This is a genomic window from Deinococcus aerolatus, from assembly GCF_014647055.1.
GTDB lineage: Bacteria > Deinococcota > Deinococci > Deinococcales > Deinococcaceae > Deinococcus > Deinococcus aerolatus.
Genome location: NZ_BMOL01000001.1, coordinates 357,317 through 370,089, shown reverse-complemented (window position 1 = coordinate 370,089; position 12,773 = coordinate 357,317). Strand labels below are relative to the sequence as shown.

The 12,773-nt window shown below is 68.0% G+C and carries 9 protein-coding genes, 1 tRNA gene and 1 other RNA gene; 6 read left to right on the top strand and 5 right to left on the bottom strand.

What is annotated here, in order from left to right:
* Positions 1-61: 61 nt before the first annotated feature.
* Together solA and IEY31_RS01790 are read right to left on the bottom strand one after the other, a co-directional pair.
* Positions 62-1,216 carry an N-methyl-L-tryptophan oxidase gene (gene solA, locus IEY31_RS01795; protein WP_188968392.1) on the bottom strand — a complete coding sequence of 385 codons (1,155 nt, stop codon included), beginning with the start codon at positions 1,214-1,216 and terminating at the stop codon, positions 62-64.
* A gap of 83 nt (positions 1,217-1,299) precedes the next feature.
* Entirely contained in the window at positions 1,300-2,070 is a 771-nt protein-coding gene (locus IEY31_RS01790) for a transporter substrate-binding domain-containing protein (protein ID WP_188968390.1), read from the bottom strand.
* 204 nt (positions 2,071-2,274) lie between these two features.
* Here IEY31_RS01790 and IEY31_RS01785 point away from each other — a divergent pair, with 204 nt between their 5' ends.
* Positions 2,275-4,116, top strand: coding sequence for a menaquinone biosynthesis decarboxylase (locus tag IEY31_RS01785; protein WP_188968388.1), 1,842 nt, complete (start codon positions 2,275-2,277; stop codon positions 4,114-4,116).
* Positions 4,117-4,387: 271 nt separating this feature from the next.
* Here IEY31_RS01785 and IEY31_RS01780 read toward each other — a convergent pair.
* Positions 4,388-4,469, bottom strand: a tRNA-Leu gene (locus IEY31_RS01780).
* 68 nt (positions 4,470-4,537) lie between these two features.
* Positions 4,538-4,890, bottom strand: a transfer-messenger RNA (tmRNA) gene (gene ssrA, locus IEY31_RS01775).
* 455 nt (positions 4,891-5,345) lie between these two features.
* Here ssrA and IEY31_RS01770 point away from each other — a divergent pair.
* The 3 genes from IEY31_RS01770 (at position 5,346) to hemW (ending at position 7,987) form a co-directional block, all read left to right on the top strand.
* Positions 5,346-6,215, top strand: a complete 870-nt coding sequence (locus tag IEY31_RS01770) for a sulfurtransferase (RefSeq protein WP_188968386.1) — start codon at positions 5,346-5,348, stop codon at positions 6,213-6,215.
* 33 nt (positions 6,216-6,248) lie between these two features.
* Positions 6,249-6,743 carry a hypothetical protein gene (locus tag IEY31_RS01765; protein ID WP_188968384.1) on the top strand — a complete coding sequence of 165 codons (495 nt, stop codon included), beginning with the start codon at positions 6,249-6,251 and terminating at the stop codon, positions 6,741-6,743.
* A gap of 65 nt (positions 6,744-6,808) precedes the next feature.
* Positions 6,809-7,987 (top strand): radical SAM family heme chaperone HemW, encoded by a 1,179-nt coding sequence (gene hemW, locus IEY31_RS01760; RefSeq protein ID WP_229723248.1) that lies wholly within the window; start codon positions 6,809-6,811, stop codon positions 7,985-7,987.
* Between the two features lie 12 nt (positions 7,988-7,999).
* Here hemW and IEY31_RS01755 read toward each other — a convergent pair whose 3' ends face one another.
* Positions 8,000-9,265, bottom strand: a complete 1,266-nt coding sequence (locus IEY31_RS01755) for an NAD(P)/FAD-dependent oxidoreductase (RefSeq protein WP_188968382.1) — start codon at positions 9,263-9,265, stop codon at positions 8,000-8,002.
* Positions 9,266-9,398: 133 nt separating this feature from the next.
* Between IEY31_RS01755 and IEY31_RS01750 the strand changes: the two genes are divergently transcribed.
* On the top strand, positions 9,399-10,421 hold the full coding sequence (locus IEY31_RS01750) for an ABC transporter substrate-binding protein (protein WP_188968380.1): 1,023 nt from the start codon (positions 9,399-9,401) through the stop codon (positions 10,419-10,421).
* On the top strand, positions 10,346-12,769 hold the full coding sequence (locus IEY31_RS01745) for an iron ABC transporter permease (RefSeq protein WP_188968378.1): 2,424 nt from the start codon (positions 10,346-10,348) through the stop codon (positions 12,767-12,769). The genes IEY31_RS01750 and IEY31_RS01745 overlap by 76 nt, the downstream gene beginning before the upstream one ends.
* Positions 12,770-12,773 lie beyond the last annotated feature (4 nt).

The following is a 12,773-nucleotide window of genomic DNA, read 5'->3' as shown; positions in this document are numbered from 1 at the left end:
GGGGCGAAATATGGAGTGGCGACGGAGACCCGTCAAGCGGCCAGAACAGGGAGAGCATTGACTATAAGCCTCCGGGCAGCGGCTGGGCCTCCGTTGTCTGCCCAATCGGGGTGGGGAAGGCAAAGCGCGGCAGATGCCAGGGATGCGTTTCCCCCAGCGCCCGCGCGGCCAGCAACTCGCCCAGCAGCGGCGTGAACTTGAAACCGTGCCCCGAACACGGCGAGGCCAGCGTGATGTGTAGGCAGGCCGGGTGCGGCGCCAGCACGAAATCGCCCCCCGGCGCACGGGTGATCAGGCAGGTATGGCGCTCCATGACGGCGCTGGCCCCCGGCAGAAAGCGCCGCATAAAGGCGTCGGATGCCCCGCTGACCTGTGGCGGAACCTCGAACGTACGGTCATCGCCGCTGGTGACGGGGCGTGCCACGTCCACGCCCAGCTTCACGCCGGGCACGCCGAAGACGGGAAAGCCGTAGGCCTGGAACTCATCGTGGGTGATGAACACTGGAAAGCGCTCCGGCCCAAAGGCCGATATATCCTCCGGGCGGTAGAAGCTGGAGGCCGCCAGCGTCACGCTCAGCGAGGCCTGCAACTGCGGCACCAGACGTGGCAGCCACGCGCCCGCCGCCACGATCAGATGGTCACAGGTCACCACCCCCCGGCTGGTCCGGACGGCGGGTTGCGTCCCCAGTTCAATGTCCAGCGCCGCCACGCCTTCCAGCACCCGCGCCCCGTGCTGACGGCCGAGGGTGGTCAGGACCCTCAGCGTCCGCTCGGGGCTGACGATGCCCGCCTCGGGCGAATAGACCGCCTCCCAGTCGGGCGGCACCTGCCACTGCGGGTAGCGCCGGGCCAGTTCGCGTCGGGCCAGCCGCTGTGGGGCCGCGCCCAGCGCGTCCAGAGAGGCATATACCGCTTCCAGACTGGGGGTTCCGGCGGGGCCGAGATCCAGTCCCCCGGTGCGCCAGTACAACGGCTGGCCCGACGCAACTTCCAGCGCCTGCCACGAGGCCAGCGCCGCCTGGGCCAGCCCGGCATAGTCGGGTTCCTCGTAGGCCAGCCGGAAGATCCGCGACGGCCCGAAACTCGATCCGCGCTCGTGGCCGACGTGAAACTGTTCCAGCAGCAGCACCTCCTGACCGCGCCGGGCCAGGGCATACGCCGCCGCGCTGCCCGCCGCGCCCGCGCCGATCACCAGAACCTGAACGTGCTGTCTCACGCCCTGAGTTTAAAGGGGGACAGCACCAGCAACGCCGCCCGCTGATGAAGCAGGGCGGCGCTGATGAGGGCATGGATTTCAACTCAGGGTTTGCTGACGTCCTGCCCGAACCACTCGCGGCTGATCTTCGCGAAGGTGCCGTCGGCCTTGAGTTGCAGGAGGGCCTTGTCGATGGCCGTCTTCAGGCCCGTGTTGGTCTTCTTCAGGGCGATGCCGACTGCCTCGGGCTGACCGATCACGCCCGCGCCGCGCACCGGCAGGTTCTGGGACTTGATCAGGTAGCCCACCAGCAGGCGGTCGTTGTAGGCGGCGTCCAGGCGGCCCGAGGCCAGGTCCGCAAGGTATTCGGGCGCGCCGGGGTAGGTCACCACGTTGATGCCGCCCGCGTCGCGCAGCTGCTTTTCAAAGTTGCTGCCCAGGCCCACGCCCACGCGCTTGCCCTTCAGGTCCGCCAGCGTCCTGGGCGCTGAGTTGCCCGCCTTCTTCACGATGATCTGCGGCGAGGAATACGCGTAGGGCGTGCTAAAGGCGATGCTCTTCTGGCGCTCGGGGGTGATGCCCACCTGATTGACGATCACGTCGTACTTCCCTGCTTGCAACCCCGCCAGAATGCCGCTCCACTCAGTCAACACGAATTCGGTTTTCAGGCCCAGCCGGGCCGCCACCGCCTTGGCGATGTCGACGTCGAAGCCGGTCAGCACACCCTTGTCGTCCTTGTAGGTAAACGGCGCGTAGGTGCCCTCCATGCCGATCTTCAGCACGCCCTTGGTCAGGGTGCTGGGCGCCTTGCTACTGGGTGCGGCGAGGCTGCTGGAGGCGAGGGTGAGGGCGGACATCAGGAACGGGTATTTCATGGGACTCCTTGAAAGGGTGGGGTTGGGAATCTGGGCCGGAAGGACCGGGATCCTGTCCGGGCAATAGCGTAGTTTACAAGAAAGGTCAACTGTTTGGGCGTGTCTATGCACACCGCACCTTGAGCGAACCGTCATGCTTGCAAGGCTCCTGGTTGCCGCCTTCCGGTACGGTTGCCCCGCCCCCGCCGTCCTATGCTGCCGCGTATGGCCTTTCCCGACATTCAAAGCTTCATGCGCCTGCTGGAAGACCGCGGCGAACTGCTGCGCGTCAGTGCGCCCGTCAGCCACGATCTGGAAATCACCGAGATCGCGGACCGGCTGGTCAAATCCGGCGGCCCGGCGGTGCTGTTCGAGAACGTGCGCGGCAGCGAGTTTCCGGTGGTGATCGGCCTGATGGGCACCCGCGAGCGCACTGCCCTGGCGCTGGGTGTCAGTGACCTGGACGATCTGGCCGCGAAGGTCCGCGCCCTGATTGACCTGGGCGGCGGCGGCAGCAAGCTGGGGTTGCTGAGCAACGTCACCAAGCTGGGAGACGCCATGAACCTGCCCCCGAAACGGGTCAGGACCGGCCCGGTGCAGGAGGTGGTGTGGCGCGGCGACGAGGTGGATCTGTCGCGCATCCCGATTCTGAAATGCTGGCCGCTGGACGGCGGACCGTTCGTGACCCTGCCGCTGGTGATCACCAAAGATCCCGAAACCGGCGAGCGCAACATGGGCATGTACCGCATGCAGGTTATGGGCAGGAACACGACGGGCATGCACTGGCAGCGCCACAAGACGGGCACGAAGCATCTGGAGAAGGCCAAGAAGCTGGGGCAGCGTTTGGAAGTGGCCGTGGCCATTGGTGGCGATCCGGCGCTGATCTACGCGTCCACTGCGCCTCTGCCCCCCATTCCCGGCCTGGACGAGTTCGCGCTGGCCGGCTACCTGCGCGGGCAGCGATACCCGGTGACGAAGGGCCTCACCGTGGATCTGGACGTGCCGGCCAACGCCGAATTCATCCTGGAAGGCTACGTGGACCCGTCCGAGGACTGGGTGATGGAGGGGCCGTTCGGGGACCACACCGGGTTCTACACGCTGCCGGACCTGTACCCGCTGTTCCACGTCACCGCCGTGACCATGCGCCGTCAGCCGGTGTACCCGGCCACCATCGTGGGCCGCCCGCCGATGGAAGACGCCTACCTGATCGAGGCCTCCGAGCGGTTGTTCCTGCCCGCCGCACAGCTGATTCTTCCCGAGATCGTGGACTACCACATGCCGCCCGCCGGCGTGGCGCACAACCTGGTGTTCGTGAGCATCAGGAAGGGCTATCCGGGTCAGGCGTACAAGGTGGCAAACGGGATGTTTGGGCTGGGGCAGATGATGTTCGCCAAGGTGATTGTCGTGGTGGACGAGGGAGTGCCGGTCAGCGACTTTGAGGCGGTGTGGCGCGAGGTGGCCGCCAGGGCCGTGCCGGGCCGCGACACCCTGACCACGCGCGGCCCCACCGATGTGCTGGACCACAGCAGCCGGGGCTGGGGCTACGGCGGCAAGCTGATCATCGATGCCACGGCCAAGCGCCCCGAGGAAATCGGGGGGGGCGAGTCCAGCCGTGACTTTCAGGCGGGCGATCTGGCCCACGAGGCAACCTTTGTGCCGCATGCCGCCGCACGACTGCCCGACTTTGAGGGCGTGGTGGCCCAGCGGCAGACCGGCGACGGCTACTGGCTGGTCGCCCTGGAAAAGACCCGGCCCGGTCAGGCGCAGGAACTTGCGCGGGTCTTCGCCGCCCACCCGGCCGCCGCAGGAGTGCGTCACCTGCTGATCTGCGACGAATTCACCGACGTGGGCAACATCCAGGACGTGTGGTGGACCATCCTCAACAACATCGACCCGGAGCGTGATGTCGTGCAGTCCGGCGAACTGCTGGCCTGGGACGGCGCCCGCAAACTGCCCGAGGAAGGCTTTGTGCGCCCTTGGCCCCCCAAGATCACGATGGACCCGGCGGTGGTGGAGCGGGTGGACGCCCTGTGGCATGTCTACGGGCTGCCGGAGCAGTGGCGCTAGCCTAGGTCAGGCGGGCTACGGTACCACCGGCAGGAAAAGCCGGACGCTCCCGCTCTGACCCGCTTGGTGCGCTGAATTTCTGCCAGGACAGTGGCCCTCCGCCTCAGGGGAGGTCGGTCAGGGCCAGCAAGAACAATGGGGGGCAGGTCTTGCGGCCCTGATTTTTCGGATGCCCGGCACCTGGGTTACGGTCGGCGTCCGCTTGTGGTCAGGGCTGGACAATAGAAAGACCCCGCGTCAGGCGGGGCCTTTAGCCCTGTGCAGGCTGGTCTGGTGCCGAGAGCGGGACTTGAACCCGCACGGTTTCCCGTTCGATTTTAAGTCGAATGCGTCTACCCTTCCGCCATCCCGGCCTGTGCCCTGTACGGGGCCGCCCCAATATAGAGAAAAACCCCGCCGGGTGGGCGGGGTCTTCTCTGTGTGGTGGAGGTGGGCGGAGTCGAACCGCCGTCCAAAAGTTCATCCAGCGTGCGTCTACGTGTGTATCCCGCTGTTTAGTTGTCGGGTCAGGGCCCACCAGCGGGCGGGTTTTCCCTTTCCTTAGTTCCGTTTAGTTTCGCCCTGAGCTACAGAACATCGCCCGGACTAGCCTTCTTTTGTTTCAGCTCGCGCGACGCCAAAGGCGGGGCTTCACGGTCACTGGCTTAGCTTATGCAGCGTAAGCGAATTCGTTCTGGTTGCCAGTTAATGGCTTTTCCGTTTTTTTACGAGGCCAACGGAATCCTCGACACGCAACATCGCCTTCAGTTCCCCTGTCGAAACCGGGTCACCCCCAGGTGTTGGTCGGCGTTCACCGACAAGCAGAGTCTAGCAGCCTGCGGTGAAAAAGACATAGCTCATTTCCACTATTTGTCCCGTCCAGTGCTCTGTCTGATGGGTTCAGGATTGGCCTCGCCTGGTGCCGCCGCCGCGTGCCCGGTGCAGGAGTTGCCCGCCTGCACCGCCTTCGGCATGGTTGCGCCCTTCCCCTGTCTACAGTCTGGTTGACCAGGCGCGATGGGAATATGGCCGGGGCAGTGCGGGAGCCGGTACAGCCCACAGGCTATGCAGCCAGACCTCCCGTCATGTCCAGGGAATGCCGCCCAGTACAACGTTTATGGACATCGGTGCATGAGTTTGACAGCGGCTGCATGCCACGCTATAGTTGACCTATCACCGTCCGTAAAGGGCGGATTTTTCTTTTTTATATCTCTCGAGGAGCGAGCGGGCGGACAGTGTAGCCTGCCCCCATGACCAACGTTTCCTCGCCGCTGAAGTCCGCCGACTGGCTGGTTGGGCACCTGCACGACGCCGATGTGCGCGTGCTGGACTGCCGCTACGCCCTGAGTGATCCGCTGGTGGGCCGCATTGCCTATCTGGAAGGCCACGTGCCGGGGGCGGTCTACGCTGATCTGGAAACGGACCTGAGCGGCCCGGTGCGGGAGGACGGCGCGGGCGGACGTCACCCGCTGCCCGATCCGGCGGCGTTGGCGGCGTGGCTGGGAAGCGTGGGCATAGGCAACGGCAGCGTGGTGGTGGCCTACGACGATCCCGCCACGGGTCAGGGGTTCTACGCCGCCCGCGCGTGGTGGCTGCTGCGCTGGCTGGGGCACACGCAGGTGTACGTGCTGGACGGCGGCTGGCCCGCGTATCTGGCGGCGGGCGGCCCGGTGGACGCGGGGGACCCCACCCACGCGCCCGTCACCTTCACGCCGGACGTGCAGGCTGGGATGCTGGCAGAGGCCGGGGACGTGGCAGGCCGCGCCCCGGCCACGCTGCTGATCGACTCGCGTGCCCCCGCCCGCTACCGGGGCGAGACGGAGCCGCTGGACCGCAAGGCCGGGCATATTCCGGGCGCGGTCAACCGCGACTGGAGCGGCGCGCTGGACGCGGCCGGGCGCTGGCGCGGCGGCGCTGAGCAGGCCGCCCGCCTGGACACCGGCCACTCGCCCACCATCACGTACTGCGGCAGCGGCGTGAGCGCGGCGGCCAACCTGCTGGCCCGTGAACTGGCGGGCGCGGCGCTGGGGCCTGCAAATCGCCTGTACGCCGGATCGTGGAGCGACTGGGTCAGCGACGACGCGCGGGCGGTGGCGCTGGGTGAGGAAAGCGGCGCGTAAAAGGCAGGCCGGAATCCGCCTATCCTGAACGTCATGCAGCACACCCGCACCTGGACCGACATCTACGGCAGCGCCCACGCCAGCTTCGAGGGCCGTGCCGGAGGACACCCCTGGCTGGTGGCCGCGCCCGCCGAACTGGCCGCGGACCTGCCTGCCGCCCTGGCCGCACTGGATGGCAAGGGCGGCGTGGAACTGGTGGTTCACGACGGCCTGACCCCGCTGGTGGCCGCCGTACAGCAGGCGGCCCCGCGCGGCGTGCTGGTGATCGGGAGGCAGGCGCTGGCCGCCGGGCCGGAAGTGACGGTGCCTGACGCCGTGGTGGCCGACGCTGGGGGCGTGGAGTACGCTGAGGGCGGCACCTTTCCCGCCTGGACGGCCCCCGCCGGACTCAGGGCGGGCAAACGCAAGGGCCAGAGCGCGGCGGCCTCAGCGGTGGCCTCGCTGGACGTTCCGGTGATGGTGACCACGGCGGCCACGCTGCGAAAGATGCTGGAAGAGTGGATGGACGCCACGCCGCACGGGCGCTGAACCGTCCGGGCCTCGCCGTCCTGCCTCACGGTCCCAAACCCACCCCCGCGCATACACTCGGGGCAGTGAGCCGTCCTGCCCCCGTCCCTGCCGCGCCCAATGTGCCTGTTCCTGACCGGACGGTGCGCCACCTCTACGTTCATGTGCCGTTCTGCCCCAGCATCTGCCCGTACTGTGACTTCCACGTCCTGACGCGCAAGAGCGGACAGGTCGAGGCGTACCTGGAGCGGCTGGAGCAGGAGGCAGCATGGCTGGCCACCCAGTACGATGTCGATCTGGAGACCGTATACCTGGGCGGCGGCACCCCCAGTTTTCTGCGTGACGCCGAGGTGGAAGCGCTGGTGGGCAGCGTTCGCCGGCATCTGGGCTGGGGCCGCCAGGAAAACACCCTGGAGATCAACCCCGGCACGGTCAGCCCTGCGCGGGCGGCGCTGTGGCGGGACCTGGGCTTTGACCGCGCCAGCGTGGGCGTGCAGAGCCTGGACGACGCCACGCTGAAGTTCCTGGGCCGCCAACACGACGCGGCGGGGGCGCGCGAGGCCGTAACCACGCTGATCGGGGTGGGCCTGCGCGTGTCGGGCGATCTGATCACCGCCGTGCCGGGGCAGCCGCTGGACAGCGATATTCATGGGCTGGTGGCGCTGGGCGTGGACCACATCAGCGCCTACACCCTGACGGTCGAACCCGGCACCGAGTTCGCCCGGCGCGGCGTGACGGTGGGGGAGGACGATGAACGTGCCGGCTTTGAGCGCACCGAGGAACTGCTGACCGCACACGGCTTTGCCCGCTACGAGATCAGCAACTACGCCCGCCCCGGTCAGCAGTCGCGCCACAACCTGTCCTACTGGAACAACCGCACGTACCTGGGCCTGGGACCGGGCGCGGCGGGCCATTACCCGGCCATGTCGTCTGTGGCTGGACCGGGGGCTGAGGCCGCGCTGACCGCGAGACGCACCAACCCGCACCTGCACACCTGGCTGACCGGCGACAGCGGAGAGGCTGAGGCCATCAGCGCTGAGGAGTATGTGACCGACGCGCTGTTCATGGGACTGCGGCTGCGGGACGGGCTGGATCTGGAAGACCTGTCCCGGCGCAGCGGCCTGAACGTGCGGGAACGCTACGCCGGGGCCATCGCCGCCAACGTGGCGCGCGGCTGGCTGGAACTGGAGGGGGCGCGGCTGCGGGCCACGCCTGCGGGCTGGTGGCTGCTCAACCGCGTCGTGACCGAGTTCCTGGAAGCCTGAGCGCGTCCGCAGTCAGCCGCCGCGTGGGCGGCTCAACGCGGCCAGATCGTTCAGGACGATGGCCGCCGCCTTCTCGCCGCTTTCCATCGCGCCCTGGATGCCACTCATGGACGTGACCTCCGAGGCCAGCAGCACGCCGCCCAGGCCGGTGGCGTGGCCGGGCAGGGTGGCCGCGTAGCCGGGCGGCTGCGGGTACTGGGCGTGCGGGATGCGCTCGGTGGCCAGCGTCCGCAGCCCCGACACCGCCGCCTCGCCGTACCAGTCTTCCAGTTCGCCGCGCACCCGGGCGTCCAGCTCACCGTCATCCATGTCGGGCAGGCCCAGCACCGTGACGGTCAGCAGGTGCTGCCCCGGCGGCACGCGCTCCGGCAGAACATGGCTCAGCCACTGGGCGTTGTTGATCAGGCCGGGGCGGGCATTGAGCAGCAGGCGGGGCTGGCGGTCCACCTGCCGGTTGGCGGCGTAGTACAGGTACGTGCTGCCCAGGCTCCCGCGTGAAACGTCCCGGCCCAGCAGCCGGGCTGCCGTGTTGGGATCGGTGGCGACAATCACGTTGCGGGCGTCCAGCTCGCCTTTTGAGGTCTGCAACGTGACGTGCGGCCCGTGCGCCTTCAGGCCCGTGACGCGCACGCTGGGCTGAATGTCCAGTCCCGCCGCCAGCTGGGCGGGAACGGCGCCCATGCCCGCGCGGGGCAGCGCCGCGCCGCCGTCGATCAGCATGCGAAAGTAATAGCGGAACAGCCGCGCCGAGGTGTCGAGCTCGCGCCGCAGGAAGATGCCGCCGAAGAAGGGGCGGAAGAAATGGTTCAGCGCCGCCTCGCTGAAGCCCGCTCGGCGCAGGTAGCTCTCGGTGGTCTCGTCGGGGCCGGTCAGCAGGGTGTGGGGTGGTGGGGCCAGCAGCGTCAGCGCCAGCCGGCCCACCCTCAGCTTGTCGGCCACGCCCAGCACGCCGGTGGTGAGGGTCCCCGGCAGCGCGGCAGGGTCGCGCCGGGGATCGCCCAGCACATCCTCGCGTGCGCCGCGCCGCACCGCCGCCGACGGGGGAATGGCCACCAGATCCAGCGCCTCCAGGTCCAGGTTGCGCCTCACGGCCGGGTAGCCGGGAAACAGCACCTGATAACCGGCATCCAGCGTGAAACCGTCGAGCACGCGCGAACGCACCCGCCCGCCCAGCACATTCGATGCCTCCAGCACCCGCACCCGCTGCCCGGCCCGGTCCAGAATCCGCGCCGCCGTCAATCCCGCCAGGCCCGCGCCCACCACCACTGTGTCGTGCATGGGCCACAGGGTACTGGACAGGCGGCGGGAGACAGGCGGGCGGTGTGGCGTAGACTCGAATGGCACAACTGTTACTTTTTCCGCCCAGAAGACCGTCCGTGGTCTTCGCCCCTTGCTTTAACCAGGAGGCCCCATGCAGCGATCCACCAGACGAATGCTCACCCTGACCCTTCTTGCCACGGCGGCCACAGCCGGTGCCCAGGGGAACCTGACCTTCGTGTGTGGCGCGCAGGCCGACTGGTGTCAGGTGGTGGCCAACGCCTACAAGAAGGAAACCGGCGGCGAGGCCAAGTTCCTGCGGCTGTCGGCGGGCGAGTCGCTGGCCCGGCTGCGGGCCGAGAAGGCCAACCCCAGTTTCGACGTGCTGTTTGGCGGCACCGGCGACGTCCACGAGGCCGGCACCAGGGAAAACCTGCTGACCTTCTACAAGCCCAAGGCCTGGAACGAGCTGTACCCCGAACTGCGCAAGCAGGTCAAGGACGCCTACATTCCGCTGTACACCGGAGCGCTGGGCCTGGCGGTCAACGACACGGTGCTCAAGAAGCGCAACCTGCCCGCCCCCACCGACTGGCCGGACCTGGGCGATCCAAAGTACAAGGGCCTGATCGCCATGCCCAACCCCAACACGTCCGGCACGGCGTACACCATGATCACCACCCTGATCCAGATCTACGGCGAGGACAAGGCCTTTGACCTGCTTAAGAAGATCCACAACAACGTGCCGCGCAACGGCTACACCCGCCCCGGCTCCGGCGCAGCGTTCCTGTCGGCGCGCGGCGAGGTGGCGGTGGGCGTGACCTTCCTGCACGACGCGGTGGCCCAGAACGTGCGCGGCTTCCCGGTGCGCGCCGTGGCGCCTAGGGCCGGCACAGGCACCGAGATCGGCGGCGTCAGCCTGGTCACGGACGGCCCCAACGCGGCGGCGGGCAAGCAGTTCATCGACTTCGTGCTGAAGGTAGAGACGCAGAAACTGGCGGCCACGGTGGAATCGTTCCAGATCCAGTCCAACGCCAAGACGCCGGTGGCCGCCGCCTCGCCCAACCTGGACAAGATCAAGCTGATTGATTACGACTTTGGCAAGTGGGGCGACGGCGCCACCCGCGCCCGCATCATCTCGCGCTGGACCAAGGAGGTCTTTCCATTACCACGGCGGTAACCCCTCCCGCCTCGCAGAGGAACCGGGCCGGAGTCCAGGCAGCGCTGCTGCTGTGGCCGCTGCTGGGCCTGCTGGCCTTCGCCTTCTTGCCCTGGGCGCGTGAGGGCCGGGTCTTTCTGGCCGGTGGCCCCAGCGGCCTGGAGTTGCTGGGCAGCCTGCCCGTGCTGTGGGTGCCCCTGGCCGCGCTGGTCGCCACCCTGGCCCTGAGCTTCGTGGGCCGCGCTGCCCGTGCCATGCCCACGCTGGTCGCCGCGCTGGTCGGGTTCCTGGTCACGGCCTTCTTCATCGTGTTCAGAAACGAGCCGGCCGATCTGGGCGCCCTGATCACCGCGCTGGCGCTGCTGTCGGTCACGGGCATGGCGCTGTCCGACACGGGCATCATCAAGGCGGACCGCTTTATTGCCAGTTCCACGCTGTGGGTGGGCCTGTTCCTGATCCTGTTCGTGATGTTCCCGCTGTTCCGGGTGCTGCGCAATGCCTTCGGCGAGACGGGGTTCTCGCTGGAAGCGTTCCGCAGCGTCTTGAGTTCCCCGGCGTTCTTCGTGCTGGAAAACGAGACCACCGCCCGCAGCGAGGCGGCGCTGGCGCTCGTGGCCACGGGTGTCGGAGCGGTGGCGGGCCTGGGGTTGTCGCTGTGGCGGCGGCGTCCGGTCTGGGCCACGCTGCGCAACACCGTGCTGGCGGCGCTGGGGGTGGGCGTCTTTGCCGCGCTGTACTTCGGCTTCGGGGCGCTGCGCAACAGCGTGCTGCTGGCGGTCAGCGTGGCGACGGCGGCCACCGCGCTGGCGCTGGCCTTTGCGCTGCTGGGCACGCGCAGCCGCGCCCCGTTCGGGCCGTACCTGTTCGTGCCGCTGGCGCTGGCCGGATACGCCATCGGTTCGCTGGCGGCCAGCACACCACAAACGGCCACCCTGGGCCTGCTGTTCAAGGCCGTGGGGGTGCTGGCCGGGGTGGGGCTGGCGTGGTGGCTGACCCGGCGGCGCATCACGGCAGGCAAACTGCTGGGGGTGTTCTCGCTGCTGCCGATCATCACGCCGCCCTTCGTGATCGGCTTCGCCCTGATCTTCCTGCTGGGCCGCCAGGGGCTGATCACCAGCGGCATCCTGGGGCTGGACACCGACGCCTTGCTGGGGCCGCTGGGCGTGGGCATCGCGCAGACGCTGGCCTACACGCCGATTGCCTATCTGGTGCTGGTGGGCGTGGTGCAAAGCCTGAACGGTACGCTGGAGGAAGCCGCCGTGACCCTGGGCGCGGGCCGCTGGCACGTCCTGAGAACCGTGATCTGGCCGCTGGTCCGCCCTGGTCTGGCCAACGCCTTCCTGCTGACCATCATCGAGAGCCTGGCCGACTTCGGCAACCCGTTCGTGATGGGCGGCTCGTTCCTGGCGACGCAGGTGTATTTTGCGGTGGAATTCAACCCCGCCGAGGCGTCGGTGTACGGCACGGTGCTGCTGGCCCTGAGCGTCTCGGCGTTCCTGGCGCAGCAGGCGTGGCTGGGCCGCACCAGCTTCACCACCATCACCGGCAAGCCTGCTGCGGGCATGGTGACGCCGCTGCCTGCCAGTCTGGAGCGCGTCCTGCTGTTCGTGTTCATGGTCTGGGTGCTGTTCGTGGGCGCGGTGTACGGCAGCATGTTCTTCGGCGCGCTGGTCAAGCTGTGGGGCTTCGACAACACCTTTACCACCGAACACATCCGCAACCTGTCGGTGGGGTCGCTGGGCGTGTTCTTCAACACCCTCAGGATCGCGGCCATCAGCAGTCTGCCGGTGCTGGTCCTGAGCGTGGTGATCGCCTACCTGATCACGCGGCAGAAGTTCTTCGGGCGCGGCTTTATCGAACTCGGCTCGCTGCTGTCCTTCGCCGTGCCCGGCACCGTGATCGGCATCGGGTACATCCTGGCGCTGAACAGCGGGTTTGCGTACATGACCGGCACCATGCTGATCCTGATCGTCGCATTTATCTTCCGCAACATGCCGGTGGGCATCCGCTCGGCTGTCGCCAACCTGCGTCAGATCGACCCGGCGCTGGAGGAAGCCAGCACCACCCTGCGGGCCGGCAGCCTGACCACGCTGTGGCGGGTGGTGATGCCCCTGATCCGCCCCGCGCTGATCTCGGCGCTGATCTTCGCCTTCGTGCGGGCCATGACCGCCATCTCGCAGATCATCTTCCTGATCTCGCCGGACCACAAGGTCGTGACCAGCGAGGTGCTGAGCATGGTGGAGCGCGGGCAACTCGGCGACGCGGCGGCACTGTCCGCGCTGCTGGTCTTCACGCTGGCCGTGGTCATCGCCTTGATGACCTGGGGCGTGGGCAGGATGGGCGGATCAAAGGCAGGCATAAGCGTATGAACAC